This window comes from Gluconobacter frateurii (genome assembly GCF_002723955.1).
GTDB classification, from domain to species: Bacteria; Pseudomonadota; Alphaproteobacteria; order Acetobacterales; family Acetobacteraceae; genus Gluconobacter; species Gluconobacter frateurii.
The window spans coordinates 233511-259372 of sequence record NZ_BEWN01000001.1; the positions used below are offsets into that span (position 1 = coordinate 233511).

Consider the following 25862-nt stretch of genomic DNA (forward strand, 5'->3'; position numbering starts at 1 on the left):
GCCATGACCGATCTGAACGCTACTGCCATGACTGCCTGCAAGGACGATCAGCGACCGCTGGGCGCCCTATCACGGCCTGCGGATGCGGAAGAGCGGCTTGCCAATGCTGTCCGGACCATTCTTGAAGCCGTGGGCGAAAATCCGGAGCGTGAAGGCTTGCAGGATACGCCGCAACGCGTGGCCAAGATGTATCTGGAAGTTTTCGGGGGCTTGTATGAAGACCCGCGCGAGCATCTGAAGACGCAGTTTTCTGCCGATCAGCATCATGGTGCGGTGATCGTGAAGGATATCCGCTTTCACTCCATGTGCGAGCATCATTTGCTCCCAGTGCATGGCAAGGCGCATGTGGCCTATCTGCCGGCAGGTGGGCGTCTGACGGGTCTGAGCAAGCTGGCGCGTGTTGTGGAAGGTTTTGCCCGTCGCCCACAGCTTCAGGAGCGTATGACCGATCAGGTTGCTCAGGCCATGGAAGATGTTCTGGCGCCGGAAGCCGTTCTGGTTGTGATCGAGGCCGAACATATGTGCATGAGTATGCGTGGCGTCCGCTCACCCGGGTCTACGACCGTGACAACCGTGGCTCGTGGAACATGGAAGCACGATCACGCCGCACGGATGGAAATCCTGTCCCTTCTGCGCGGCTGAAAACAATCAGAAGTCTGAAATACTCATATCAGCCCGGTTCCACCAGCACTCCTGTGGAGCCCGGTTGACCTGCGGTAGATAAAACGTCGGATCACCCGTCAGGCGCACGGTGTTGGTGGGTGTTTCTTCCAGCTCCAGCGCATGGACGTGCAAGATAGAGCCCTGATCAGCTAAAATAGCTGTTAGTTTGGCGAGTAGGAGAGCGGCCATGACTTCGGTTGTCGGGTCGCCGGGCGTGACAACGATCCTGCGGGCACGCTCAGGTTCATGATCCCGGAACCATGCCAGAAGCGGATCATGCTCCGAAAGCTGAAGAGCATGATCGAGGCTGTTGTCTACAAAATCATGCCAGCGCGTTTTGGCCTCTGCAAACGGTAGGATCATGTTCTGATGACCGTCCAGGCGTGTCTCTTCTACGGGCCTGAGTGTCACCTTCACATATTCATTGTGCCCATGCGGAATGGCACATTTCTCGCTGCTGCCGGTGATCAGCCGATGGCCCATGCAGAAACGGCGGGTGAAGATGAGTTCTGCCGTCATGCCTTGCTCTCGCAGTATCGGCGCCAGCCATCCGCGCGAAGTTCACAGGCCGGGCAGGTACCGCAGCCATAGCCCCAGGCGTGATGATGGGTCCGGTCTCCCATGTAGCACGAGTGGCTTTCATGGTTGATCAGATCAACGAGCGTCTTGCCGCCAAGTTCTTCTGTCAGATCCCAGGTCTGTGCCTTGTCGATCCACATCAGAGGCGTGTGAAGGACGAAACGCTGGTCCATGCCGAGATTGAGCGCGACCTGAAGAGCTTTGATCGTGTCATCCCGGCAGTCCGGATAGCCCGAATAGTCGGTCTCGCACACACCGGTGACGATGTGCTTAATGTTCCGGCGATAGGCGAGGGCTGCCGCGAAAGTCAGAAAGATCAGGTTGCGGCCTGGTACGAACGTATTCGGGAGGCCGCTTTCGCTGAAACCGATCTCAGCTTCTCGTGTCAGCGCTGTTTCGGACAAAGCGCCGAGGGAGGCGAGATCAATCGTGTGATCTTCGCCAAGGCGCGTTTTCCATTCCGGGGAGTGCTCGGCCATTCGAGCGCGGAGGGTGTCACGGCACTCCAGTTCCACGAGGTGGCGCTGGCCGTATGCATATCCGACAGTTTCGACCCGGTCGAAGCGTGACAGCGCCCAGGCCAGACACGTTGCGGAATCCTGACCGCCGGAAAAAAGAACGAGTGCGGCGTTGCTCATGGGATTCCGATCAGTTTGTGGGTTTGCAGGGACAGGCGCCAGCGTGGGTGCGCGAGGCAGTAAGCCACGGCAGCCTGTGTGTTTTCCAGCCGTGCAGGACCATCCATGGGCTGAAGCCAGAAATGCTGGAACGACAGGCCCTCGAACATCTCAGGTGGAAGCTCTGTCTGCGGATAGACAAGCTTCAGTTCCGCACCGCTGGTCTGGACAAGAGGACCACCCGGCTTTGGACTGACGCAGACCCAGTCGATCCCATCAGGCGCAGCAATGGTGCCGTTCGTCTCGACGGCAATTTCGAACCCATTGGCCTTAACGGCAGCAATTAGTTCCGCATCCAGTTGCAGGAGAGGCTCGCCCCCCGTGAAGACGACGTATCGTCGGCCACTTTCGTCCGCGGCACTTTTCCAGCACTGCTCGATGGTTTCGGCCAGTTCGGCAGCGGTCTTGAAGCGGCCGCCGCCTTCTCCGTCCACTCCAATAAAGTCCGTATCGCAGAAGCGGCATGCCGCCGTCTCGCGGTCCTGTTCTCGACCTGACCACAGGTTGCACCCGGCAAACCGGCAGAACACGGACGCACGACCCGTCTGCGCACCCTCTCCCTGGAGGGTCACGAACATTTCCTTCACAGCATAAGACATGACCGCAGCATGTCGGCGAGGATCGCGCCGGATGCAAGGGAAAACATTCTTTTATGGGTCGCTATGTGTTTCCAGAGCCACGCAGGGGTGGGCAGAAACGTCTTTCATGGTAGGGAGAGGCTCATGGAAGACAGCAACTCCCGTACTCCCATACTTGATCTCTCGCCACAGAGGGGATTCGGCCGTGTACGGGCCGCTTTGGACGATCTGAAGGCCGGACTGCGTCTTTTGCCGCTGGCGCTTGCGTTGGGTTGGCTGGATATCAAGCTACGGTATCGTGGCTCGATCCTTGGGCCATTCTGGTTGACGCTTTCAACGGCCATCATGGTTGCGGCTATGGGAGTGGTTTATGGCTACCTCTTTCATATGGATTTGCCGCATTACCTGCCGTTTCTGTCCCTCTCCATCGTTTTATGGGGATATATCAGCGGCGTCATCAACGATGCGGCGACGGTCTTTACGCAGAGCACATCTCTCTTCCATGCGAGACGCATCCCGGCGACACTTCCCGTTATCCGGCTCGTTGTCCGCAATGTGCTGACATTCCTCCACAACGTTGTGGTGATTGCTGTCGTATTCGGCATTTATCATGTCTGGCCAAAGCAGAGCTGGAGCCTGCTTGTCAGTCTGCCAATCTGGTTTCTGGACAGCTTTGCAATCATTCTTCTGATTGGCATGCTCGGTGCCCGCTTCCGGGATATTGCGCCAATCATGTCCTCGATTCTGCAGATTTTCTTCTTCGTTACGCCTGTGATCTGGAAACCGGATCTGATTTATGTAGGACGCCAGTATCTGCTTTTGGACCCGTTCTACCCAATTCTCGAAATCATGCGTGGCCCCCTGATGGGCTATGATGTGCGTTCCTCTTTGTGGATCGCAGCGATTGTTCAGGGCGTTCTGTTATGGGGACTGGCTGCGGCCCTGTTCTGCCGAATGCGTGCCCGTATCCCTTACTGGATCTGATCCCATGCCCCGTATTGACATTGATCGGCTCCAGATCGATTTCCCGCTTTATCATGGCCAGAGCCGGTCTCTGAAAAAGCATGTTGGAAATACGATTTCCAGCCTGCGGCCTGGGTCTCCCGCCGCTCACTTGATGCAGGATGGGCGTGAGCGCACAGTTGTTAGTGTCCTGAGAGATATCAGTTTCAACCTGAAGTCTGGCGAACGTCTTGGTCTGATTGGCCGGAACGGAGCAGGGAAAACAACACTCCTACGCACGATGGCTGGCATTTATGAGCCAGTCGGCGGGCGTGTGAGGCTGGAAGGCTCGATCGGTACTCTGCTGGATGCCAGTCTCGGCATGAACATGGAACTTACAGGGCGGGAAAATATCCGTCTGTATGGGCTGCATGGCGGGTTATCCAAGGCGCAAATCAGTCAGGTTGATCGGGACGTGCAGGACTTTGCGGATCTGGGGTCGTATATGGACATGCCTGTAAAAACTTACAGTTCGGGCATGACTGTGCGGCTCGCTTTTGGTCTGGCGACCGCCATGACGCCTCAGATTTTGCTGATGGATGAATGGTTTCTGGCAGGTGACGGTGCCTTCATGAACAAGGCGCAGGAGCGTCTTGAGGCCATGGTCCAGCATGCGGATATTCTGGTGATTTCTACTCACCAGCCAGATGTGATGCGCAAATGGTGCACACGGGTTATCTGGCTGGAAGATGGTCGGATCCGGATGGATGGAACGCCCGACGAAGTGCTGGACGTTTATCTTAGCGCCTGATCGCGCCTTTCTCAGGCAGTAACATCAAGTTCATGGTCACTGCTGCTCGAGCTGGTAGACGTGCCGCCGGTCGTCGTTTCAGAAACGATGTTGCCCGACGAATCAGTGATAGTCGTCGTAACAGAACCATCAGCATTGGTTGTAGTCGTCGTCGTTTCCTGAGTGGAAGAGGTTGAGGAGGAGTTCTGACTGCTTTCGGTGCTGTACAGGGACGACATGGCAGAAGAGCCTAGGGAAGAAATGCTGGAAGACATGATGCATCCTTTAAGAGAGAAGGAGGCCTTAATGTCGTATGGCAGGCGTTAACGTACCCTTACCAAAACCTTGTCGCTTTAGAACGAAGTGCAACGATCTGTAACGTAGGGAGCCGAAGGAAAAACCTATTTTAATTAGTCTTCAGTAGATTTTTATTTTTGGGGAGTTCGTAGGCCACTCGTATAAAGAGTGGCGCGAGTGACGGGGCTCGAACCCGCGACCTCCGGCGTGACAGGCCGGCGCTCTAACCAACTGAGCTACACCCGCAAACCGCTTTTCAGCGATCTTTGGACCGTCCGTTCAGCGCCGTGTTGGCGTCCTCTCGGTCGGTGGCGGTGATGTACCAACCTCCTTGGGGGGTGGCAAGAGGCTTTTTCGAAAAAAATGCTTTTTTGAACAAAAAAAGTAACTTGCAGGGAAAATTGATCATGCGGGACAAGTGTAATGGTTTGCAATAATGAAAGTGGGACAAGGCTGGCATGAGAGCATGGATGCAGGGCGTCATCATAGGGCTGCTCGTGTCGGGGTTGGCAGCATGCGCGCCGACAGGGCCCCTTGAATGCAAAGTTTATACGAGCGGGGTGATGCCGATCATCAACCGTTCGGGCTCTCCGATTGTGCGGGCTGGTATCAATGGTCATCCAGTGGCCCTTATTGTTGACACGGGTGCAATGACGTCTTTGATAGGAACATCCCATATTAACCCTCTGGGTCTGGATGTGGTCGGGTCGTATGGAACACTCACTGGAGTTGGGGGAGTAGAGCTTGCTCAGGTGGTTAAAATTGACAGCCTGGAAATGGGGCCTTCCAAAGCTTCCGATTTTGCTATTGTTGCAGGGGGTAAATTCGGAGGGTCCATAAACGGCCTTCCCATTGTCGGCCTGTTTGGTGACGATTTCCTCGGTAACTACGATACGATCGTTGATATTCCTGACCATATCGTTCGATTGGTGCGGACGGAGGATTGTCCCAGCCCAACCCCAGGTTGGGGAGAGCGTGTTCACACCATTCATGTCAGTCACGACACGGCCGATAATTTGAAAACGATATTAGAGATCAAGGTCAACGGCCATGTGGCAGACGCGACCCTGGATACTGGGGCTACGAATACGCTCGTTACAATGCACACGGCGCGTCGTGCAGGTGTAACGCGCGAAATGCTGCAGCAGGATCCTGTAAGTGTAGGTTTTGGATTAACCCGCGATCCTGTGAAGATTTATCATCATCTTTTTTCAACGCTCGAGATAGGTGATATTGTTTTTCATAATATTCGGCTGAGTGTTTTGGATGATGATCTTCCCAATACCGATGCGCTGCTGGGGAGTGATTTCATGCGGCATTATCGTTTGTGGATCGGTCGTGGAAGCAAGATTTATGCTCAGCATGACACCGATATTCCATCTAACGATCCAGATCACCAGGCTGCTGAATAACGTATCAAAAACCTCAAAGAGGCGTTTCAGCCGACTGTTAACAGACTATCAATCAGTTGCCGATAAACAGGACGTCATATCCGCAGGTCTTGGATCTGCGGAATATGGGGACCTGTGTATGACTGGGCAATCTGGAATGTTTTCCTCTCATGTGACCGTACGTTCTGAAAGTAGCGTTGCTTCCAGGTTTTTCTTCTGGATGACTGCACTTTCTCCCGTACTCGTCCTCGCAGGAGTGGCATTCTGGCATGTCCGGAATGTGCAGGGAGCCAAATCTTTAGCGTCCGTTTTTATGGAAGTAGCACCGGACGTGCTGGTTCTTTTTGTCAGCCTGCTTGCGGCCATTATCCTGTTTTTCAGGATATTCAGGCCTGCTTATGCGCTGTCACAAGGTGCCCAGGTTCTGGCTGTTCAGGACATTCTTCCTTCTGAGAATTCGCTTCCTGAACTCCTCGCAATACAAGCGCGCTTGCAGAGCGTGCAGTCTGACCTTCTCAAAAGTAACAAAGACGCATTTGAGGCTCGAACAGCCCTCCTGCAAGCGCAGGAGGAGGTTGAGAGTGCTCGAGAGAATGTTCGAACTGAGACCCAGTCTTTTGAAAAGATTACGGACATTCTGGGGGGGGCACTGAACAAACTGCGTGCAGGATGTCTGGATCATCGTCTGGAAGAGAATTTTCCAAGCCGGTATGACCAACTGCGACTGGATTTCAACGCTACTACTGAAGATCTTCAGAGAATTTTGATGTCTCTGAATGACAGTGTCAGTACAATTTCGTCTGGTTCAGCAGAGATCGCCTCCGCTGCGGATGATCTCGCGCGTCGTACAGAGCAACAGGTCAGTCGGCTCGAAGAGACGACATTATCCGTCGGGGCAGTTACAGAAACCGTAAAAAAAACGGCTGAAGCGGCGACGCATGCCAGTACTGTTGCCCGACAGACTGTTGAGAGAGCTCAAAGTTCAGGCGATGTAATGGCTGCTGCAACGACGGCTATGCTCGATATTCAGAAGTCTTCCAAACAAATCGGCCAGATACTGGGCCTGCTCGATGACATTACGTTTCAGACAAATCTTCTAGCTTTGAATGCAGGAGTAGAAGCCGCTCGAGCGGGTGAGGCGGGACGAGGGTTTGCTGTTGTCGCGACCGAAGTACGAGCCTTGGCCCAACGTTCGGCCGACGCGGCGAAAGATATCAAAAACCTTATTACGTCCAGTACTCAACAGATCAGTAAAGGTACAGCTCTCGTCCAAGAAACGGGAGGGGCAATGAAGACTATCGTGGAGAACGTGAGTGAAATCAGTCTCTTGATTGGTGAAATTGCAACGAGAGCGCAAAATCAAGCTAATAATCTTTCTGAAATTAGTACTGCAGTCAGTCAGATGGACCAGAATACACAGCAAAATGCTGCGATGGTCGAAGAGGCTACAGCAGCAAGCCATAATTTGAGCGCTGAGGCTGAAGAACTGGTTCAGATTGTTCGTCATTTTCATCTGTGTAGTGAAGATGTTCTTTCAGTTCAGCCTGACTTTCAGTATCAGAACATAGTGCCTCAACTACCTTTGGTTACGGAAGCCTACCAGACTTCTGACGAAGGTTGGGAGGAGTTTCGCTAATGGACGTTTTTTGTTTGCCGGAGCTGCTTGAGACAGGCGCTGCTTTTGACCTGCTGGAACAGCTGAAAGCGCTACCGGAAGATATTCTTTTGGATGGGGCAGACGTGAAACGTCTAGGGGGGCGGTGCCTCGAGATCTTACTGTCAGCTAGGAAAACAGCGTTAGCGCGCAATAACCGCTTCATAATCCAAAACCCTTCTCCTGAACTGGAAAAATCTTTGGTTCTGCTTGGAGCTAAAGGACTTTTAGATGGGGACACGAGACAGTGAATATTCTGATCGTTGATGACTCGCGAACAATTCGGAATCTTCTGAAGAGTACCTTGGAAGGCGCAGGATATGCTGTCTGTCAGGCAGAGGATGGGATGGATGCACTCGAAAAGCTGAGTGAATTTGATCCAGATATTATTATTACCGACCTCAATATGCCCCGTATGAATGGTCTCGAATTGGTGCAAAAATTGCGACAGGAAGATAAGACAAAATTTTTGCCAATTCTGTTTCTGACAACGGAAGGTAGCCCCGAAGTAAGAGAAAAAGGTCGTGAGGCTGGTGCGACAGGCTGGCTTGTAAAGCCATTTGATGCAACTCGGCTTTTAAACACGATTGATCGGGTTTCAGCATGAACAATGATGTTGAGGCCGATGATCTGGAATCTATCCGGCTAATATTTTTTGAAGAGTGCGGAGAGCAGTTGAGTCTCCTTGAAGATGAGCTTTCTTCTCTGAATGCAGAGACGGGCCCAGGAGAGAAGATCAATACTATCTTTCGAGCGGTTCACTCCATAAAAGGGGGAGCTGGGGCTTTCGGTATGGAAAAACTTGTCCGGTTTTCCCATCTTTTTGAAGCAGTCCTAGAAAAATTTCGTTCCGGCGAATGCACAATTGACCATGCGTCCGTAGCAACGTTTTTAAAAGCAGCTGACGTACTTGCAGATATCGTAGGATTTTATCGAGATGGTAGAGATTTAACCGTTCAAGACGATGTGGTTGAAGAGCTGGATCGCTATCTCAATGCCCCCCAGATTGTATTAGAAAATACAGATGTAGTGGATCCTCTCCCCGAAGATATAGACGGATTCTCTTTCACGCCCGTAAAAATAGATTTTCCGGAAGAACAAAAACTCCACTTGGAAATCACACCTAAAATTGGACTTTATAAAAGTGGAGATGATATCCGTAATATTCTTTCTTTTTTAGAGAAAAAAGGGAGAATAGAAGTTGAACTGTACTGTAATAATGTTCCTGCTCTTGAAGAATTTAATATAAATGACACATATTCCGTATGGAATGTGCAAATAAATTCCTGCGAAGATAAAAATTCCTTAGAAGAGGTTTTTGAATGGTCCGGTAGTAATATTGAAGTAAAATTCATAGATAAAAAAATAAATGAAAATAAATTAGAGAAAATTAACTCAAATAAAAAAGAAGAAATAAACAATGAATTTCTGAAAATAGAAAATTCACCTAAAAATTTGCGCAAAGAAAATCCGACCATTCGGGTTGATACAAAGCGAGTTGACAAACTGGTAGATCTTCTGAGCGAGCTTGTAATTAATCAAGGAGCTATTCGCTCTCAGATGAAAGCCAATGATATTCGCCCAGGTTCTGCGTTGGATATTGTCATTTCTGAATTGGATCAATTAACACACGAACTGCAAGAAAACGTGATGGCAATGCGGGCGCATCCTATTAAGACCGTTTTCCAACGGATGGGTCGCATTGTACGCGAGACAAGCCGAATTTCTGGAAAAGACGTAACGCTACACCTTGAAGGTGAAGATACAGAGGTCGATCGGTCTATCCTGGAAAAATTGTCTGATCCTCTGACGCATATGGTGCGGAATGCTATAGATCATGGACTTGAGAGTGAAGATATTCGTGTTGCAGCAGGAAAACCAGCCGAAGGTAAAGTATCTTTACGTGCCTTCCATCGGTCTGGCCGGATCATCATTGAAGTCGAGGACGATGGTTCCGGATTGAATTGCGATAAAATTTATAAAAAAGCCATTTCGAAAGGGATTATTAATAGTAGTTACTCTATGGAAAAAGAAGAAATACAAAATCTTATTTTTGAACCCGGCTTTTCTACCGTAGAAAATGTGTCTGATCTTTCGGGACGAGGGGTAGGCATGGATGTCGTTAGAAAATCCATTTCTGAAATAGGGGGAAGGATTTCTATCTTAACGGAAGAAAATAAAGGAACTTTATTTTCGATTTCTCTTCCATTGACACTGGCTGTTGTCGAAGGACTGATTTTTAGAACACAGGAACAGAATTTCATTGTTCCAGTTTCCGGCGTGGTAGAGGCATTTCTGTTTCAGGAAAGCAAAAAAATTCAAATTTCAGAAGATATATGGGGCTACCCGTACCGAGACGAATATATTCCTATTATGCACAGTAAAAAGTTAACTAAAAAAGAAAAAAAAGACGTAATTAGTAATTCGTGTTTAGTTATAGAAAATGAAAAAAAAGAAAAACTAGCAATAATTGTTGATGATATTATTGATCAATCTAGATTCGTAGTTAAATCAATAGAAAAAAACTATAGAAAGATACCTGGATTTTCGTCGGCTACCATTTTAGGGGATGGTGGTGTGGCTTTAATTGTCGATGTGGATTTTCTTATAGAAAGTGTTTCCGGAAAAAAATTTGTAAGATCAGCTGAATAAGGAAAAACACAATGCCAAAAGTACTTGTTTTTACAGCATACGATCAAGAATACGCCATTGATATTGAGGCTGTACGCGAAATTCGGAACTGGGTTCAGGCTACCCCAATTCCTTCATCTCCTTCTTTTATGGAGGGGATTATTAATATTCGCGGAACGGTAATTCCTCTTATTGATTTTTGTAAGAAAATAAAATCATTGAAAGATGGAATCGAAAAAAAAGCTATGATTATTATAGAAAAAGGAGAAAAAACCGTTTCATTTTCCGTTCACAATGTTTCCGATATTATAGACTATGATGAAGGAGTCAGAAAAAATCTTCCTGATGTTTCTAATAGTGATATCTCAAATTTTGTGGATGGGATACTTTCCATTGATAATCGTGTGATATTTATTTTGAATGTTTCCGGCTTGATTGAAGAATGTTTCCATTGAACAATAAAAACGAAAAAATATCGCATCGTTCTTTGGGGATTATCTCTCAGATCGCCTATGATGTGTCGGGTATTTTTTTAAGCGACAAGAAAGCCGATCTTGTAATTTCGCGTCTAAACAAAAGATTGCGGGAAAACAAATTATCAAATTTCGAAGAATACTGCGATCTCATTCAGTCGAACGCTACTGAGCGTTCGCAGATGATTGCTGCGTTAACGACAAACGTTACTGCCTTCTATAGAGAGGTTCATCATTTCAATTATTTATCCAGATTGGTGGAAGAAAAATTTATTAGAAGAATACAAGATGGTGAAGAATTAAGAATATGGTCTGCTGCCTGCTCGAGCGGGGAAGAGGTTTATTCGGCTGCAATGACTGTTTCTGAAGTTTTGATGGGTTCACCTTCGGCAAAAATAAAAATTCTTGGGACTGATATTGATACAAATATGCTTAAGAAATCAAAAATTGCACTTTACGATTTAGAAGAAAAAAAATCTATTCCTTTAGAAAAATTTAATAAATTTTGTTTAGAAAAAGAAGGTGCGTTCACCTTTAAAAGGGAGATATTGGAATTAGTCAGATTTAATCCCCTTAATCTCATTGCCGGGTGGCCATTTGAATCAAAATTTCACGCAATATTTTGCCGGAATGTAGCAATTTATTTTGATAAGCTGACAAGAGAGAAATTGTGGTTTCGGCTGGCTCAGAGACTGCATGTCGGTGGAGAAATATATATTGGCCATTCAGAAAGAATTTCAAATCCGGAACTTCTTGGTTTGCGGCCTGTCGGATTGAATTCATACAAGAGAGTAAAATAGTGATCAGTGGGCATAGGACTTATTCTGACATTATCTCTGTACTGGTTGTAGACGATTCTTTGACAAGTCGTGCCCTTATAGCGCTTGCGCTTAAGCGGAACCCTAAAATCAAAGTTGTGGGAACAGCCGGGACACCACTGGAAGCCAAAGATCTGATCTTGAAGCTTAAGCCGGACGTGTTGACGCTAGACGTTGAAATGCCCGGAATGAACGGGCTGCAATTTCTAGAAAAAATTATGCGCTTACGGCCTATGCCTGTCGTCATGGTATCCAGCCTCATGGCGCCTCGCAGCGAAATGACTGAAATGGCCTGTCGGTTAGGAGCCGTAGAATGTTTTTCCAAGTCGTCTGGTGAGCACGGTGAGGCTATTTTTGCCGGGTTGGCGGACGCGGTTGTGCGTGCGGCTTCTCAGCATGGAAGTGCTCCTCGAGGTATGTCGACCGGGCTTTCGGGGGGCTCTGACCCGATAGTCGCGATTGGCGCTTCAACAGGTGGGGTTGAGGCGTTAGGGGAGGTTCTTGGGAGCTTTCCGGAAGATTGCCCTCCGACCGTGATTGTGCAGCATATGCCGCAGCAATTTTCTAAAAATTTTGCTCGACGGCTTAATGCGATTTCACGCCCGGACGTTTGTCTTGTGACAGATGGATGCAAGCTTGTCCGAGGAAAAGTGTTCATCGCTCCAGGGGGCGAGGCGCATACTGAAGTGACCCGTACGGGACGTATGTCTCCCTATAGCTGTCATCTCGTGTCTGGCCCTTCTCTCAATGGCCATCGTCCTTCTGTGGATGCTTTGTTTTTCTCAGTCGCCCAGGTGGCAGGACGTCATGCGGTAGGTGTCATTCTGACCGGCATGGAGACTGATGGGGCTCGGGGTTTGCTGGCTATGAGAGAGGCTGGGGCACGAACTATCGGGCAGGATCGCAATACTTCTGTCATCTACGGCATGCCAAAAGCTGCTTTTGAATGCGGGGCTGTAGAAACACAGTTACCGCTGTCCGAAATCGGACCATCCATCCTTCGTCTTGCTGAACATCGTACTCAGGAGAGTCATTAATGATTTCCGCCTCCTCCATGTCTGTTCTTCTTGTGGATGATCAGACATCCATTCGGTCACTTCTGCGAAATAGTCTCGTTCAGCTTGGATTTGTGCATGTCGCTGGCGTGCGTAACGGCGTCGAAGCCCTGGAACACCTGAAAGTAACTCCGACCCATCTGATTATTTCTGACTTCAATATGCCGGATATGGATGGTCTTGAATTGCTCAAGGCGGTGAGGGCATCTTCGCAGAGTGCAAAAACAGGCTTCATCATGTTGACAGGCCAGGCGAGTAAAGAGCTGGTGCAGCAAGCCATTTCTGCGGGAGTAAACAATTTTCTCGCTAAACCCTTCACGACCAGTTCTTTGAAAGCTCGCATCGAGGCTGTTTTTGGTCCGATTTGCGGAGCCTGAGAAGATGGAGTTTCTTGCGCTTGCGACTTTGTTCCAAGGGGCTGCCGTTCAGATGTCCCGAGCCCTCGAAGAATGCCAGACGCTCGAACGTCTCGCCCTTTCGCACGTTGCTCGCGAAGAAACCACGGCGTTGCAGTTTTTTGATTCCCTGACGCAGACGCTGGACCAGTTCCGGCTCCTGTTTCAAAGGCTGGCAGAACAGGAAGATGTTCAAGCCATGACAATCAGCGCCGATGCAGTGGCGCAGATGACGCTTGCAGTTCTGCGTGAGGGGTTGGCGGGAAGCAGTAAGTCTTCTTCACAGTATGCGGGTGATATCGAACTCTTTTAGCTGGGTTTGTTCGCATCTGCCGGGTTGGAATGAACCATCGCACGGTGGCGCTGAAGGCCCCGAATGAGTTGTTCCGCATCGGTGGGAGTGAAAACAAGCCCGACCGGGCCATAAGCCGGATGCTGGAATGCCAGAAGAGACCCTTCTGTCAGGGTATCGATCTGAAGTGCCCAGTTGGTTTTGTACACAGGAGAAAACCGAGCGCCTTCAATCGGTGCTGAGGGCTTTTTTTCTACCAGGGCGGTTCGTGCCAGGCCCAGGCTGGTGATCAGTTGGGTCAGTTGGGCTTCATCGAGTGTAATATCGCCATTGAGTCCGCTGCTTTCCAGGAAAGAAAGAACAATCTTCTGTCCGTCCTCGGAGCGCGTAACCTGCATGCGTGGTCCGGTTGTCATGTTCCTGAGACTCTCTTTAAAGCGTAAAAGCGCACTAATTCTGAAGGAAGGGGCCTGCCCATGTCCACCATTCCCGATGGGCAGCCTCTTTGGAAAGTTCAATTTCAGCTTTGCGTGCGGCTTCTGGAGTTGGAAAGAGGCCAAAGCAGGTCGCGCCTGAACCGCTCATACGAACCATCAGGCAATCTTCCTGAGCCTCCAATGAACTCAATACTGTCCCGATAATTGGAGCGTGGCGGATTGCGGGGGCCTGCAGATCGTTGGCTGTGTAAGACAGCATCTCCACAAGGTCACGCATGGATGTCCACTCAGAAGAGAATATTGGAGCAGGCCGCTCTATAATACCGCCCATATTGGCGAAGCTTCGGAAAATATCGGGTGTGGAGACTGCAACGCCGGGATTGATAAGCAGGATACCACCATTCGGCATGGCGGGAGCCTGCGTCAAAATTTCTCCAATTCCCTCCATTCGGGTTGGTTTTTGCTGAACGCACACTGGGACATCGGCTCCCAGAGGTTCGGCAATAGCGATCAGTTCTGCTTCGTCGATATTCCAGAGTTGGCCCAGTAATCTCAAGGTACATGCCGCATCAGCCGAGCCGCCGCCAATACCGGAGGCAACGGGCAGATTTTTTTCCAGCGTCAGGTGGTGCGGGGCGTTTTTTCCGGCATGAGCCTGAAGAGCGCGTGCGGCCCGAAGGACGAGGTTGCTGTCGTCAGCTTCGAGGCCCGCTCCAAAGCGTCCTTCAATAGAGAGAGAAAAGCGATCTGACTTTTCTGCAATACGCACTTCATCGGCGGCACCTGCAAAAACCGCAAGGCTGTCGAGAAGATGATATCCATCAGGGCGGCGTCCGGTCACATGCAGGTAGAGATTGATCTTGGCATGAGCGGTGTCTTGAAGAAAAATCATCTGTTCTGTTCAAAAGCCTTGAGGTGTGGACCGCCCTGCTGGAGGGCATTGAGAATGAGTGTACGATCCTGAGGTTGTGGATTGTCGTCCAGAGACTGGTTCCATTGATCCTGTGCCTCTGTGTGACGACCCAGGTACCAGTAGGCAACACCCAGATGGTAGCCAATCTCAGCATCGCTGGATGCATGTTCGGCCGCCTGAATGAGAATAGGGAGAGCTGTTTTCAGGTCTCCTTTATGTTTCAGGAGTGCCCAGGCGTAGCTATCCTGAATGGAAGGGTCATTAGGCTGAAGTTCCAGGGCACGTTTGAGAAGTTGTAGCGCGTGATCCTGGTCGAGATCATGCTCGATACTGGCATACCCTACGAAGTTGAGAACTTCTGGTTGATCGGGAGCCAGTTCAAGAGCGTGGCGCATGTCTTCCTGCATCATAGCCCAGTTTCCACTTTCCTGAGCCGCCATTGCCCGACCGAGGAGAATAGGCCATGCGATTTCTTTACGCGGGGGAGAGGCCTTTAGCGCTTTTGTGTAGAGATCAATCGCTTCTGCATGGTGTCCCATCTGGTCCTGAACTTCTGCGAGCTGGACCAGAAACTCAGGATTGTCCGGCAAAAGGGTTAGGGCGCGATGAAGTGCGTCTGCCTGCATGGGAAGGTCATGGGAGCGGCTGGCCAGATTAACACGTTCCTGAGCGGCTAACGCAGCCAGTGGATCCGAGCTGGAAACGTGTTCGAGAACGTCCAGTCCTTTCGGGATCTGGTTCCCTTCTCGAAAGGTATCCGCCAGGAAAATGCGGGCCACTGTCAGGTTGGGGTCAAGATAAAGCGCCTGCTGAAGGGTAATGATTGCCGGATCGCGGGGGATGCCCTCCTGCTGGATGACGTCTGTGATCATCAGACCAAGTTGCAGGTTCAGAATCGCTGCACCTTGTGCGGCGGAGAGAGGGGCCCGTTTTTGAAGGTTGTGCTGAAGGGGCCCAATAATCATCGAAGCAAGCGGCGAACTGACGCCGAGTGCAGCGATAACGTCACGTGCAGCAGGGTGTTGTCCTTGCCCCTCCAGCCAGGCGCCATAAAGCTGCGCGTAGAGAATTTGAAGGGTGAGAGGGTCATCCGGACTGCTGCCAGCTTTCTGATAGAAAGACTGTGCCTGCTGCCGGGACGGGAGCCGTTCTGCAATCAGGGCCGCATGCAGTTGATACAATCGTCGCGTGGGGGCAAAGGCCGCCGCGGTATTGAGTGTGCTGAGAGCCTGATCGATGTGACCCTCTTCTGCCTGTGTCCAAGCGAGCAGCACGGGGGCAGCTACGGAAACGAGCGGCCCGTGGTGACTGCTACGGCTTAGGGTTTGGCGCATTTCCGTCCAGGCTTTTCTGGACACAGCATTCTGCGCAAGAACAAGTGTCGCAATATCACTGGCCGGAAGGGTTTTCGCCAGAGCTACGGCTTCGTTTTCATGGCCAGTCATTGCGGCATAGCGCAGGCCATCTTCCTGAAGCTTCAGATTCTGTGATGATAGGGTGAGAACATGCGACAGTGCGTCGTAAGCGGCGTCAATATCTCCCCGCTGCATCATGACGCTGGACGCCAGAAGCCAGCCGGTCAGGGATTTTTCTGGGCTGATCGCTGGCAGAACTTCCGGCACGGGCGCGGCGGAAGCGGCCTGAGACAGCGCTCCTACCAGCCCGATTGCTGAAAAACCCGCGCGAAGCGAGTAGGAAAAAACCGGAATTGATCTGGGCCAGCCGCGCGTGATCTGCATAATGGAGACAATCCTAGACCGCCTGTGGTCTGACGCCAACCTGAACGGATGCTTCATGACGCCCCAGCCAGTTCCGAGCCGGGCCGAGCTGCTTGCTGCCCTGCAGCTGCAATACGAATGGGGAGTGGACGAAGCCCTCTCGGAGGAAACGATTGATCGTCTTTCGGAGGCTGCCCGCGTTCTTCCTACGCGGATCAGTGCGCCGTTACGCTCGCAAATTCCAACTGGGCCGATACGAAGCGCAGGTGGGTCTGCTCTGGAGCAGGCGAAGGATCTTCCCTCCCTCATTGCCGCCAGCGAAGCTCTGGATGATCTGTTCCTGGCTCGAACGGCAACGCACAGGCTTCGGCCGATCCATGTCGAACATGCACCTTTCATGTTGATTGGTGAAACGCCTGATGCGGACGAAGACCGCTCGGGAACTCTTTTTGCTGGCCGGGCAGGGGGGCTGCTGGAACGGATGCTGGCCTCGGTGGGGATGAAGCGGGAGGCTCTCTCCATGGCGCCGGCCATTCCCTGGCGCCCACCAGGCGGGCGCGGGGTAACGGATCAGGAGATGCGGTCTTGTCAGCCGCTCCTGCTCAAGACAATTGCGCTTTGTCGGCCGCCTTTGATTGTCACGGTGGGCGTAACACCACTGCGGATGTTGTTGGGCGATCAGGCGATGTTGAACCGTCTGAGGGGGAAATGGACTGCCGTGACGATTCCCGGCCTGCCGAATCCAGTACCTTTACTTCCCATGCGGCACCCTCTTCAGTTGGCTGCCAGCCCGGCTGCACGGAGAAATGCCTGGCAGGATTTGCTCGTTTTAATGGAGAGATTGGCCGCTGATAATAGGGTACAAAACCAGTCTTAATTTGGCGGCTGAAAAAACTTCGTGAAAACGTAAAAAACTACTCGAAAACAGGTGTTTGCCACTGGATTGTTCCAGTGTGTGACTGTATCATCGCTTAGTCCGAATGTCTGTTCGGGTTAACGAAACCTTGCCATTGCAGCTGAAACCGGGTAGCACCCCGCTGCTATGCGAAGGATTACCCCTTTCATCTCAGGTAGCACGGCGCGAGCGTTGCTCGTCAGTGTGCTGATTCTGGCCGGTGGAACATTCTCCCCGGCGCGTGCTGAAGGCGTGCGGTTGCAACCGCCCCAACCAGATCATGCAGGTGACGAAACAGCGTTTGCGGAAGCTCGCCCCTCCCTTGGTGGAGACGGTACCGTCTCGCTGCCTCACCCTCTTACGGCCACTGTGGCCAACCGATATCGCCTGATTCTTCAGGCCCAACGCCGTGGCGATCTGCAAACGGCGAACGATCTGACGCGTCTTCTGACAGATCGTGTTCTGCTCGCAGACGTTCTGGCAGATCGCTATCTGGCGCCAGGCGCGCATCCGGCAGTTGATCAACTCCGGGACTGGCTGAAAACTTACTCAACGCAGCCAGATGCCCCGGCTATTCAGGGTCTTTTACTCCGAACAGCATCAGCGGGCTCCGTGCAGGCACAGTCCTTTGTGCATTCTCTCGCACCCGATGACCGGCCTGAGACGGTGCATATGTCCCCGAACTCCCCTCCAGATCCGCTGGCACGGGCGTTCACCCGGAATCCTCTCCTGGACCGCACAGTGCAGGAACGGGCCATACAGGGCCTCAAGGGCGCGACCAGTGCGTTGCATCTTGTGGATATCACCCCAGGTATGACACCGGCTTACGCTGCGCAGCTCTACGGGGAAATATCCCTAAGTTTGCTGTCTCAAGGCGAAGCCCAAAGCGCATTGCGTCATGGATGCGCGGGTTTTGAGCGCGGGGACCATCAGGTCGGGCTGCCAGCTTATGTGGCGGGTTTGGCTGCCTGGCGGGAAGGCCATATCGATGCAGCGTATGAGCTGTTCGAATCTGCGGCCAATGCTCCGGTGACTTCGCAGGAGCTTCATGCCGCCGCCGCTTTCTGGGCTGCGCGTGCGGAGGCGCGCCGTCATGCAATGTCGGCGTATGTGTCGTGGTTGCATCGTGCAGCCAACCATCACGAGACGTTCTATGGGATGTTGGCCGCCCAGACGCTCGACCTGGGACGTAAGGGCCATGCCCGTTTGCCGGACAGCCCTATCGAAATCACCCTGCGTGACCCAGTGCCCGTTCTCGGTGAAATCGATGTCGAGGCTATTGGCGCTCTTCCACAGGGACGGCAGCTCTTCGCCCTTCTGCAGATCGGAGAGCGTGCGCGTGCCGAAGCCCTGATGCGGCGTATCTGGCCTGATATTGCTGCTGACAGCGCGCGTGCGCGTTCACTTCAGCTTGTCGCACAGGCCGCTGGTTTCGAGGATTTGTCTGAACAGTTGGCGTCTCTCATCATGGACGGCGAAAGCCATCCGGATACATCTGCTACGGCGCTTCCAATGCCTCGTCTTCGTCCCAATCATGGCTTCCGCATGAATCCGGCGCTCGTCTATGCGCTGACCCGGGTAGAATCCAACTTTGATCCGGCTGCGACGTCGGGAGCCGGGGCGCATGGTCTGATGCAGATCCGCCCTGTCACGGCGAGCTTCATCACGCTTCATCACCAAACCTATGATGCTCATGGTATGGCTGTGATTCCGGTGCCGCCCGATATGGTGAGTCGTTTGCACAATCCGGCCTCCAACCTTGAGATCGGTCAGCTTTACGTCCTGTATCTTGCTAACCAGTCCAGCCATACGGCACAGGCAGCCCAGCCTGAGGGCGGGGATCTCGTGCGCGTCCTGGCATCGTACAATGCGGGGCCAGGTGCGATTGCGCGGTGGGAGAGCGCCCAAACGGCAGATCTGCATGATCCCCTGTTTTTCATGGAAACGTTGCCGAATACCGAAACGCGCGATTATGTACACCGTGCGCTCACCTATACATGGCTTTACGCCAAGCGGATGGGACTCTCTTCTCCGTCTCTCAAGGCTCTGACCCACGCTGAGTGGCCGTCCTTTGGGGCCGAAATGGCGCTTGCGCATGAGCGACTGGCCCTGAACTGAACCCTACAAAAAACGCCGCCCCTAAAAGTATAGGGCGGCGTTTCTGTTATCGGGCAGCCCGGCGGTAATACGCCGGGCTGTTTTGTTTTCCGAGCCTCAGCTTTTCTGTGTCTGAAGACCCAGATCGTTCATTTCCTCATGAACTGCAGCAGCTTTTGCAGCAGAGAACACTTCCATTGCATTGGCGCCTTTCGGCTGGTTCAGGCGAATGAAGCAGGTGATCACGGCGGCCAGCAGGTACAGGGCAGCGTAGATATAGACAACGCCCTGTGTGCCGTAGCTGGTCACGAACAGCGTTGCCAGCGCCGGGCCGAGGAAGTTGCTCAGCCCACCACCAAGGTTCTGCACCGACACGGCTGCGCCTTTGTGGTCAGGAGCAATAGCCGGGAAGATCGCGCCCATGGGAACAAAGGCGTTGAGCGTTAAAGCTAAAAACAGAGCGCCGATGATGGCAGTAAACATGTTGCCTGGCATCAGATGCGGAATGAAGTAGAAGGCGAGGCTGGCCATGGCGCATCCGACAAAGCCGAACCAGCGCATCTGCCGCAGCCAGCCGATCCGGTCTCCGATCAGGCCCCACACCACGTTCGTCACAGGCTGCACCAGGAAGAATGCGCCATAGATCCGCAGCCATTCCGGCATGGTAAAGCCAACTTCCGGGGACGTGTAGAACAGGGGCATGATGACCGGGAAACCGAACAGGGACAGGTTGCAGATAACGCGCGTGATGAGCGCCAGTGCGATGTCGCGATTTTCCACAATTAGTGTGAGGCTACGGCTGATTTCGATCAGCTGATCCTTCAGCGGAACCTTGGCGGCCAAAGGCGCTGCTTCGGAAGGCTCTTCACGGATGGTCAGGCAGGCGAGGGCACCGCCAGCAAGAACCCAGGCCAGGGACATCCACAGTGTCGGCATGAAGCCGAAGGCCGGAATGGTCCAGCTTGGGAGGAACGAGGCAATGATGCCGTAACCCAGCGTGAACATGGACCACACCCAGCCAATGGCGGATGCCAGACGATGATCGGGTGTCTTCTGAACGATCCAGAAGAAGAAAGCATAAAAGAACAGCGGGTATGCAAAGCCGCGCAGACCATAGAACAGCATCATCATCGGGAAGGAATGCTGGCCTAGACCAAGGCCGAGGAAGGCCACATGGCACAGCGCCCACCAGATCGTGCCGATCGCCATGATGCGACGCGCACCATAAACTTCGGCCAGTACGCCGGACAGCCAGCTCGAAATGGCTGCTGTTGCACCATAAATGGTGAAGAGCATCCCGGCCTGTTTCGGCGTGAAGCCAATTTGCGTGACGTATTTTGCAAGAAAGGCGACTTCAATGCCGTCACCCGTCATGTACAGGGCAACGGCAATATAGCCCCACAACAACATCACCGGCATGCCCCAGAGCACGCGGGACTTGGTGATGAGTGGTCGGTGGGGCGGAGAAATCTCTGTGGCACTCATGGATGGTCATGCCTCCGTGAAGGGAAGTTGTCCTCAAACGGCGTCATCGGTCGAGAATCCCCGGCATCCACAGCGTCCCGGAGTGTGACGATTCCGGGGGAAGCCATTCCAAGAAACTGTGCTTCGAGTCCGCTGAACACGCTTGTCGCACGCGTGGCAGTCGGCAGGATCTGAAAACGTTTAGCGCTAAAGCTGGTCTCTCTTCTGAACATTGCAAGCTCCTGTGACAGCGGGAATGGGTGTTCGGGTTGTCGTGCGGAGACTGGCAATCCAGCTCCTGCGATCCTCTCGGCGTCGCTGGAGGCGAGGCGGAGGGGACGGCAAGGAGTGGGGAGCAGTTATAACTGCCGGAAAGCCGTAACCGATGACCGTATGAGGTTTACGATCGTCGGAAGGATAACATGATATTGTTATATTCAAAGCATATTTATGTTATTTTGTATGAAAAATAGGTGCTTGAGTGTGACTATAGGCTCAGAAGAGTTCGACGAGTGCCACACCAGCAATGATCACGATCAGCAGGATCAGCAAAATTATGGTCAGGCGTTTCTCGATAAATTCCCGGACAGGCTCCCCGAATGCCTTGAGAAGATATGCTTCCAGAAAGAAACGTGCGCCACGGGTAACGATGCTTGCTGCGATAAAAGGCAGGAGGGGATAGTGCGCAGCCCCGGCGGCCAGTGTGACAAATTTATATGGTAAGGGGGTCAGACCCTTCCCGAGAATGATCCAGACACCATAGCGACGGAACATCTCCTCCAGGGCCAAAATCCGACCATCCGCATGGTAGAAATGGGCGATAGGCATACCGATGTGTTTCATCAGGAAAGCCCCAAGAATCCACCCAATAACGCCCCCAACCACGCTTGCCGCCGTGCAGACAGAGGCCAGGAACCATGCGCGGTCCTGCCGGGTCAGGATCATGGGGATTAGCATGAGGTCCACCGGGATGGGAAAGACACAGGCTTCCGCCATGGCGATGACGATCAGCCACCATACAGCTTTGGGAGAGGCGGCAAGGTCGGTAATGCGGCGGTAGAGAGAGTTGATCACGGTCTGGTCCTGCGGAGAAACGTCAGGACTTCCTATCCTCCCAGGCGCTGAATGGAAATCCGTTGGTGTTTCATCCGGGATATGGAAAGTAGAAATACTCTTTCGTCACCAAACGGATTTTCTGTGCCCCAGCGTTATTCTCTTACGGCCCGCCTGTTTCATTGGGGCATGGCGGCCATCATCATTCCTGTCTGGATGATCGGTTTCTCGGCCGGTCGACTTCTGCCGCGTGGACCGTCCCCGCTCAAAGGGGAACTGCTGTCCATTCACAAGGAAATTGCCTCAACGGTCATTATTCTTGTGGTGTTGAGAATGGCGTGGCGGGCAACGCATCGACCGCCCGCTCTGCCGGACAGCGTTCCTGAGGAGCAGCGGATTGCTGCTCGCGTTCTGCAGGGATGCCTCTATCTTCTGATGCTGAGTACGCCTCTGACAGGCTGGCTCATGACTTCGGCTCATGGAGCGCCAGTCCAGATGCTCTGGATCGTTCATCTGCCAGCTCTTATCCAGAAAACGCCTCTGCTGGCTCCGACCCTGGGAGTGCTGCATCAGTTTTCCGCCTGGATACTGGGTGTTCTGATTGCCGGGCATATTGTGGCGGCGCTGCTGCACCGTTTTTCCAAGCGCGATCAGGTCATGGAGATGATGCTCTAAAAAAGAAGGCCTCTGCCGAAAGCAGAGGCCTGGATCGTTTGCGCTTTACTTCGGCGGCGCAGGCTGTTCTGGCGGGAAAGCTTCTGCCTTGAGCGCGGGTCGAGGATGTTCGGTCATCTGCTTGTTCAGGTAGGCAATCGCCGCATCAAGCTGCTGATCCTGCCGGTTGAAAGTCGCAACCGGCATGTTTTCGACTTCGATGTCCGGCGAAACGCCCTTGTTTTCGACCAGCCAATGCCCGTTCATATCGAAATACGGATTTTCGGCCGTCCGGGCGTTTCCGTTATCAATCAGGCGATCCCCGTCGGAAAGCCAGACACCCGCGCCCGCCGTGCGCTCGCCCAGAACCGGCGCGATATGAAGAGACTTGATTCCCTGCGAGAAGGTCTCGCCGTCTGAATAGGTTCTCTCGTCTGCGAGGACGATGAGATGTCCCTGGAAAGCCTGCTGCATATCGATGGCCGGGGCGTTGCCGTAGCGGCTCCAGAACATCCATGGCCGACGCATAAGTTGGGTCAGAACCCAGCTGTCAATGTTGCCGCCGTTGTTACCGCGGACATCAACAATCAGGCCGTCCTTGTCGATATTGGCGTAGAACTCCCGGGCAAAAGCTTCCATGTCGTCTCCGACCATGGCTTGCAGGTGCAGGTAGCCGATACGACCATGGCTCGCGCGATCCACGACGTCCGCGCGGCTGACTTCCCAATCGCGTGCACGAAGGGATTTCTGCTTGGCAAAACTGACGGCTGTCACTACGGCTTTGTGCTCTTTGCCCTTACGGGAGAGCGTGAGAAGAACCTGCTTTCCAGCCTGATTGGCAAGCAGGGTGGAGAGATCCGGTTCGCCAACAGTTAGCTGACCGTTAACGGCCACAATCAGGTCTCCATCCTGAGCATCTACGCCGGGTGCTGCAAGCGGAGACTGCTGATCCGGCAGATCCCGATCTCCTCTATAGATATGTGTGATGCGGAAGCCTTGGGCTTCACGAGTCAGTTGCGCGCCCAACCCCGCGATCAGGTTTGTGGCGGGCTCTTCAAGGCTTTGTGCCGGGCGGAGCTGGGAGTGCATGGCACCAATCTCTGCCACCATCTGGCCGAGCAGGTCATCCAGATCGGCACGATCTCCCAGGCGGTCCACAAACGGTGCGAAGTGGGCTCTGACGGCTTTCCAGTCCACGCCATGCAGATCGCGGTCATAGTAATGATCACGATGAAGGCGCCAAGCATCAACGAATTCGTCGCTCCATTCCTGTGCCGGGTCAATCCTCAGACGAAGTCCATCAAGACTGACGGTCTTGCCTGCAACATCGTCAGGCTTTTTCGCGCCGACAGGGAGCAGCATCACCTCCGGTGTCTGCTTCGGGCGGGGCGTGACGGTCATGATGGTTTTGCCATCTGCCGAGATGTCGAAGTCTTCAACCTTCGGAGCAAAGGTTTCGACCTTGTGCTCGTTATTATCGATATGAATGGACTTCAGAGGGTTCGTGTCTTCCCCGGTGCCATCCATGGTGAAGAGGAAATCGCCTGAAGCTCCCAGCCCATGATAGTCCGCTGCGGGAACCGGAACCTGAAAGAGGCGGTCTGCCAGTCCGTTCCACTCAAGAGCGGGCAAGGGCTTTTTCGGAGTCTTTTTGTTGGCCTTCTCCCCATCCTCGGGTTCAGGCTTGGTCTTGCGGTCATCGTGATCCAGCTCGGTCGGAGGCTGGAACGGAAAGTGATCGTTAGCCTGAAGCGCCAAGGCATAGATTCCCGTGCGATGAGGAAACGCCGGACCAAGATTACGATCTCCCCACGGCGAATCATTGGCTAGGGAGAAGGTCCGGTCAGACAGGAACCAGAGCCATTTTCCGTCTGGAGAAAACGTTGGGCTATAAGAGTCGTAGCGGTCTCCGGTGACCCAGCCTGTTCGGCCAGTCTCCGGTGCATAAAGGGCAATCTGCCGACGCAGTCCCGCGCCACGGGTTCTGACGAAGGAGAGAATCTTTCCGTCTGCTGACCATGAAAGTGCGTCGAAAACATTCGTTCCGTCCGAAGTGGCATCATCCACGAGCTTCTCGGACTTGTTGGAGAGGTTGAAGAGCCACAGACGACCGAGGAGGTCCGTGTGGGCTACGTATTTTCCATCTGGGGAGATAGCCAGCGCGACGGGTTCGGTTGAGGAAGGTTGGCTCAATGCCTCGCCCTTGCCGCTGCCATCGGCTGCAAAACGCCAGAGTGCGGATTCTCCGCCAGCATCGCTGAACGCGATGACGGATTTTCCGTCCGGTGTGACATGGGCCAGTCTCAGGCGCACATTATCGGCGGTCGGAATAACGATCAGGCGTCTAGGCGAGGCTGCGGCGACAATTGTGTGTCCACGCATGGTGAAAACTGTCGCATCGCCCTTGGGGGAGATGGCTTCAGACGTCTTGAAGCGTGTCGGGCGGTCCAGCCAGTAAGGCGCACGCGGCGCATTGTCCGAGACCAAGGTGATGGGGATCTGTTTGCTCTGCCCGGATGTCAGGTCCAGAGCGAAAAGGTCTGCCCCCTTCCGGAAGACAACACTGTCTCCAGAGAGGGAGGCCTCCAGCACACTGTAATCCGTGAAGTGGGTGAGTTGCTTCGCATCCGTTCCGTCCGTTGCGAGGCTCCAGAGATTGTAGCGGCCGTTCTCGTCAGAAATCACGATCAGCCGGTCACGCCAGGGCATGGGGTGAATGAGATTGGCCGTGCGTGACCCGATCCGTTCGGCTTCTTTCCCGGACTGCAGATCAAAGCGCCAGAGTTGGGAGAGGCTGCCCCCACGATAGGCCCGCATGTGATCGCCCGTGACAGCAAGCCCGAAGCGGACGGCATAGAGCCATTTTCCGTCAGGGCTGAGGGCGGCGTCATTGGCGTAAGCCAAGGGATAGACATGCTTGATGCCTGTTTTCGGATCAAGGGACGCAACGTTGTAACTGTAGTAGGGGCCGGTCGCATCCGGCATGGCGTACAGAATACCTGCATGGGCATCCCAACCAGTCAGAAGCAGTTTGGGAGCGTTCTCAAATGTTACGCGCCTTGGTGTGCCACCTGAGCTTGGCATGACATAGATTTCTGTCGGGCCATCGTAATTGGCCAAGAATGCGATTTCGGCCCCATCCGGGGAAAGAACGGGATGCGGGTCAACAGCATTGGCCCCATGGGGTGCACTGGTCAGGCGCTGGGCGGTGCCGCCTCCAAGAGGAACGCTCCACACAGACTGTTCCGCATTGAACAGAACTGTCTGGCCTGTGAGGGACGGTTCCCTGAAATATCCGGTTTCTGCCTGGGCTGTCAGGCCGTAGCTGCATCCCAACAGGGCTGCGCATGAAAGAAGGGAGCGTCGAAGGGAAAACCGCATGGTGAGCAAGACTTC

General features: G+C 53.1%; 26 protein-coding genes and 1 tRNA gene. 16 read left to right on the top strand and 11 right to left on the bottom strand.

Going from position 1 to position 25862, the window contains the following annotated elements; translation table 11 throughout:
* Window positions 1-3 precede the first annotated feature (3 nt).
* Window positions 4-642: a GTP cyclohydrolase I FolE gene (gene folE / locus GFR01_RS00965; protein ID WP_082872712.1), complete on the top strand. Its 639-nt coding sequence runs from the start codon at window positions 4-6 to the stop codon at window positions 640-642.
* Between the two features lie 6 nt (window positions 643-648).
* On the opposite strand, the gene GFR01_RS00970 is transcribed toward folE, so the two are convergent.
* The 3 genes from GFR01_RS00970 to queE are packed head-to-tail and all read right to left on the bottom strand — an operon-like array spanning window position 649 to window position 2518.
* Complete coding sequence (locus GFR01_RS00970) at window positions 649-1182, bottom strand: 6-carboxytetrahydropterin synthase (protein WP_099180933.1); 534 nt, start codon at window positions 1180-1182, stop codon at window positions 649-651.
* The gene (gene queC / locus GFR01_RS00975; protein WP_099180934.1) at window positions 1179-1880 is read right to left on the bottom strand and encodes a 7-cyano-7-deazaguanine synthase QueC; all 702 of its coding nucleotides are present in this window, start codon (window positions 1878-1880) and stop codon (window positions 1179-1181) included. Before queC ends, GFR01_RS00970 begins: the two co-directional genes overlap by 4 nt.
* On the bottom strand, window positions 1877-2518 hold the full coding sequence (gene queE, locus GFR01_RS00980) for a 7-carboxy-7-deazaguanine synthase (protein WP_099180935.1): 642 nt from the start codon (window positions 2516-2518) through the stop codon (window positions 1877-1879). Before queE ends, queC begins: the two co-directional genes overlap by 4 nt.
* 123 nt (window positions 2519-2641) lie before the next feature.
* Between queE and GFR01_RS00985 the strand changes: the two genes are divergently transcribed.
* Window positions 2642-3481, top strand: coding sequence for an ABC transporter permease (locus tag GFR01_RS00985; RefSeq protein WP_063904414.1), 840 nt, complete (start codon window positions 2642-2644; stop codon window positions 3479-3481).
* A gap of 4 nt (window positions 3482-3485) precedes the next feature.
* Window positions 3486-4250, top strand: a complete 765-nt coding sequence (locus GFR01_RS00990; RefSeq protein WP_099180936.1) for an ABC transporter ATP-binding protein — start codon at window positions 3486-3488, stop codon at window positions 4248-4250.
* Between the two features lie 11 nt (window positions 4251-4261).
* On the opposite strand, the gene GFR01_RS00995 is transcribed toward GFR01_RS00990, so the two are convergent.
* Window positions 4262-4504 carry a hypothetical protein gene (locus GFR01_RS00995; protein WP_099180937.1) on the bottom strand — a complete coding sequence of 81 codons (243 nt, stop codon included), beginning with the start codon at window positions 4502-4504 and terminating at the stop codon, window positions 4262-4264.
* A 191-nt stretch (window positions 4505-4695) separates the two neighbouring features.
* Window positions 4696-4772, bottom strand: a tRNA-Asp gene (locus tag GFR01_RS01000).
* Window positions 4773-4996: 224 nt separating this feature from the next.
* On the opposite strand from GFR01_RS01000, the gene GFR01_RS01005 reads away from it, so the two are divergent.
* The 10 genes from GFR01_RS01005 to GFR01_RS01050 are packed head-to-tail and all read left to right on the top strand — an operon-like array spanning window position 4997 to window position 13256.
* Window positions 4997-5938, top strand: coding sequence for a retroviral-like aspartic protease family protein (locus tag GFR01_RS01005; RefSeq protein WP_244902096.1), 942 nt, complete (start codon window positions 4997-4999; stop codon window positions 5936-5938).
* Complete coding sequence (locus GFR01_RS01010) at window positions 5880-7553, top strand: methyl-accepting chemotaxis protein (protein ID WP_244902097.1); 1674 nt, start codon at window positions 5880-5882, stop codon at window positions 7551-7553. Before GFR01_RS01005 ends, GFR01_RS01010 begins: the two co-directional genes overlap by 59 nt.
* On the top strand, window positions 7553-7822 hold the full coding sequence (locus GFR01_RS01015) for an STAS domain-containing protein (RefSeq protein WP_063904410.1): 270 nt from the start codon (window positions 7553-7555) through the stop codon (window positions 7820-7822). Before GFR01_RS01010 ends, GFR01_RS01015 begins: the two co-directional genes overlap by 1 nt.
* On the top strand, window positions 7819-8178 hold the full coding sequence (locus GFR01_RS01020) for a response regulator (protein WP_063904409.1): 360 nt from the start codon (window positions 7819-7821) through the stop codon (window positions 8176-8178). Before GFR01_RS01015 ends, GFR01_RS01020 begins: the two co-directional genes overlap by 4 nt.
* Window positions 8175-10223, top strand: coding sequence for a chemotaxis protein CheA (locus GFR01_RS01025; RefSeq protein ID WP_099180939.1), 2049 nt, complete (start codon window positions 8175-8177; stop codon window positions 10221-10223). Before GFR01_RS01020 ends, GFR01_RS01025 begins: the two co-directional genes overlap by 4 nt.
* 11 nt (window positions 10224-10234) lie before the next feature.
* Window positions 10235-10657 (top strand): chemotaxis protein CheW, encoded by a 423-nt coding sequence (locus GFR01_RS01030; RefSeq protein WP_063904407.1) that lies wholly within the window; start codon window positions 10235-10237, stop codon window positions 10655-10657.
* Window positions 10645-11475, top strand: a complete 831-nt coding sequence (locus GFR01_RS01035) for a CheR family methyltransferase (RefSeq protein WP_099180940.1) — start codon at window positions 10645-10647, stop codon at window positions 11473-11475. The genes GFR01_RS01030 and GFR01_RS01035 overlap by 13 nt, the downstream gene beginning before the upstream one ends.
* 2 nt (window positions 11476-11477) lie before the next feature.
* Window positions 11478-12530 carry a protein-glutamate methylesterase/protein-glutamine glutaminase gene (locus GFR01_RS01040; protein WP_373317576.1) on the top strand — a complete coding sequence of 351 codons (1053 nt, stop codon included), beginning with the start codon at window positions 11478-11480 and terminating at the stop codon, window positions 12528-12530.
* A complete protein-coding gene (locus GFR01_RS01045; RefSeq protein WP_063904405.1) occupies window positions 12530-12925 on the top strand; it encodes a response regulator in 396 nt (131 codons plus the stop codon). The genes GFR01_RS01040 and GFR01_RS01045 overlap by 1 nt, the downstream gene beginning before the upstream one ends.
* A gap of 4 nt (window positions 12926-12929) precedes the next feature.
* On the top strand, window positions 12930-13256 hold the full coding sequence (locus GFR01_RS01050; protein ID WP_099180942.1) for a hypothetical protein: 327 nt from the start codon (window positions 12930-12932) through the stop codon (window positions 13254-13256).
* Here GFR01_RS01050 and GFR01_RS01055 read toward each other — a convergent pair.
* The 3 genes from GFR01_RS01055 to GFR01_RS01065 are packed head-to-tail and all read right to left on the bottom strand — an operon-like array spanning window position 13253 to window position 16324.
* Complete coding sequence (locus GFR01_RS01055) at window positions 13253-13651, bottom strand: hypothetical protein (protein ID WP_240283199.1); 399 nt, start codon at window positions 13649-13651, stop codon at window positions 13253-13255. The two genes, GFR01_RS01050 and GFR01_RS01055, sit on opposite strands and share 4 nt — an antisense overlap.
* A gap of 34 nt (window positions 13652-13685) precedes the next feature.
* A complete protein-coding gene (locus GFR01_RS01060; RefSeq protein WP_099180943.1) occupies window positions 13686-14564 on the bottom strand; it encodes a 4-(cytidine 5'-diphospho)-2-C-methyl-D-erythritol kinase in 879 nt (292 codons plus the stop codon).
* Window positions 14561-16324 carry a tetratricopeptide repeat protein gene (locus tag GFR01_RS01065; protein WP_099180944.1) on the bottom strand — a complete coding sequence of 588 codons (1764 nt, stop codon included), beginning with the start codon at window positions 16322-16324 and terminating at the stop codon, window positions 14561-14563. Before GFR01_RS01065 ends, GFR01_RS01060 begins: the two co-directional genes overlap by 4 nt.
* Before the next feature lies 1 nt (window position 16325).
* Between GFR01_RS01065 and GFR01_RS01070 the strand changes: the two genes are divergently transcribed.
* Window positions 16326-17180: a uracil-DNA glycosylase gene (locus tag GFR01_RS01070; RefSeq protein WP_099180945.1), complete on the top strand. Its 855-nt coding sequence runs from the start codon at window positions 16326-16328 to the stop codon at window positions 17178-17180.
* A 165-nt stretch (window positions 17181-17345) separates the two neighbouring features.
* Window positions 17346-19316 (top strand): transglycosylase SLT domain-containing protein, encoded by a 1971-nt coding sequence (locus GFR01_RS01075; RefSeq protein WP_244902099.1) that lies wholly within the window; start codon window positions 17346-17348, stop codon window positions 19314-19316.
* 96 nt (window positions 19317-19412) lie between these two features.
* Here GFR01_RS01075 and GFR01_RS01080 read toward each other — a convergent pair whose 3' ends face one another.
* Entirely contained in the window at window positions 19413-20780 is a 1368-nt protein-coding gene (locus GFR01_RS01080) for an MFS transporter (protein WP_218016645.1), read from the bottom strand.
* A gap of 474 nt (window positions 20781-21254) precedes the next feature.
* Window positions 21255-21833, bottom strand: coding sequence for a YqaA family protein (locus GFR01_RS01090; RefSeq protein ID WP_167384182.1), 579 nt, complete (start codon window positions 21831-21833; stop codon window positions 21255-21257).
* A gap of 123 nt (window positions 21834-21956) precedes the next feature.
* Between GFR01_RS01090 and GFR01_RS01095 the strand changes: the two genes are divergently transcribed.
* Window positions 21957-22487, top strand: a complete 531-nt coding sequence (locus GFR01_RS01095; RefSeq protein WP_099181577.1) for a cytochrome b — start codon at window positions 21957-21959, stop codon at window positions 22485-22487.
* Between the two features lie 45 nt (window positions 22488-22532).
* On the opposite strand, the gene GFR01_RS01100 is transcribed toward GFR01_RS01095, so the two are convergent.
* On the bottom strand, window positions 22533-25847 hold the full coding sequence (locus GFR01_RS01100) for a S41 family peptidase (RefSeq protein WP_099180949.1): 3315 nt from the start codon (window positions 25845-25847) through the stop codon (window positions 22533-22535).
* Window positions 25848-25862 lie beyond the last annotated feature (15 nt).

Excerpts from the sequence above, each read along its gene's own strand:
- queC (WP_099180934.1), bottom strand. The coding sequence starts at position 1,880 with ATGAGCAACGCCGCACTCGTTCTTTTTTCCGGCGGTCAGGATTCCGCA.
- GFR01_RS01055 (WP_240283199.1), bottom strand. The coding sequence starts at position 13,651 with ATGACAACCGGACCACGCATGCAGGTTACGCGCTCCGAGGACGGACAG.
- GFR01_RS01070 (WP_099180945.1), top strand. The coding sequence starts at position 16,326 with ATGGAGACAATCCTAGACCGCCTGTGGTCTGACGCCAACCTGAACGGA.
- GFR01_RS00970 (WP_099180933.1), bottom strand. The coding sequence starts at position 1,182 with ATGACGGCAGAACTCATCTTCACCCGCCGTTTCTGCATGGGCCATCGG.
- GFR01_RS01035 (WP_099180940.1), top strand. The coding sequence starts at position 10,645 with ATGTTTCCATTGAACAATAAAAACGAAAAAATATCGCATCGTTCTTTG.
- GFR01_RS01010 (WP_244902097.1), top strand. The coding sequence starts at position 5,880 with ATGCTCAGCATGACACCGATATTCCATCTAACGATCCAGATCACCAGG.
- GFR01_RS01060 (WP_099180943.1), bottom strand. The coding sequence starts at position 14,564 with ATGATTTTTCTTCAAGACACCGCTCATGCCAAGATCAATCTCTACCTG.
- GFR01_RS01030 (WP_063904407.1), top strand. The coding sequence starts at position 10,235 with ATGCCAAAAGTACTTGTTTTTACAGCATACGATCAAGAATACGCCATT.
- GFR01_RS01075 (WP_244902099.1), top strand. The coding sequence starts at position 17,346 with ATGCGAAGGATTACCCCTTTCATCTCAGGTAGCACGGCGCGAGCGTTG.
- GFR01_RS01100 (WP_099180949.1), bottom strand. The coding sequence starts at position 25,847 with ATGCGGTTTTCCCTTCGACGCTCCCTTCTTTCATGCGCAGCCCTGTTG.
- GFR01_RS01080 (WP_218016645.1), bottom strand. The coding sequence starts at position 20,780 with ATGAGTGCCACAGAGATTTCTCCGCCCCACCGACCACTCATCACCAAG.
- GFR01_RS01065 (WP_099180944.1), bottom strand. The coding sequence starts at position 16,324 with ATGCAGATCACGCGCGGCTGGCCCAGATCAATTCCGGTTTTTTCCTAC.
- folE (WP_082872712.1), top strand. The coding sequence starts at position 4 with ATGACCGATCTGAACGCTACTGCCATGACTGCCTGCAAGGACGATCAG.
- GFR01_RS00990 (WP_099180936.1), top strand. The coding sequence starts at position 3,486 with ATGCCCCGTATTGACATTGATCGGCTCCAGATCGATTTCCCGCTTTAT.
- GFR01_RS01015 (WP_063904410.1), top strand. The coding sequence starts at position 7,553 with ATGGACGTTTTTTGTTTGCCGGAGCTGCTTGAGACAGGCGCTGCTTTT.
- GFR01_RS00995 (WP_099180937.1), bottom strand. The coding sequence starts at position 4,504 with ATGTCTTCCAGCATTTCTTCCCTAGGCTCTTCTGCCATGTCGTCCCTG.
- GFR01_RS01045 (WP_063904405.1), top strand. The coding sequence starts at position 12,530 with ATGATTTCCGCCTCCTCCATGTCTGTTCTTCTTGTGGATGATCAGACA.
- queE (WP_099180935.1), bottom strand. The coding sequence starts at position 2,518 with ATGTCTTATGCTGTGAAGGAAATGTTCGTGACCCTCCAGGGAGAGGGT.
- GFR01_RS01025 (WP_099180939.1), top strand. The coding sequence starts at position 8,175 with ATGAACAATGATGTTGAGGCCGATGATCTGGAATCTATCCGGCTAATA.
- GFR01_RS01050 (WP_099180942.1), top strand. The coding sequence starts at position 12,930 with ATGGAGTTTCTTGCGCTTGCGACTTTGTTCCAAGGGGCTGCCGTTCAG.
- GFR01_RS00985 (WP_063904414.1), top strand. The coding sequence starts at position 2,642 with ATGGAAGACAGCAACTCCCGTACTCCCATACTTGATCTCTCGCCACAG.
- GFR01_RS01005 (WP_244902096.1), top strand. The coding sequence starts at position 4,997 with ATGCAGGGCGTCATCATAGGGCTGCTCGTGTCGGGGTTGGCAGCATGC.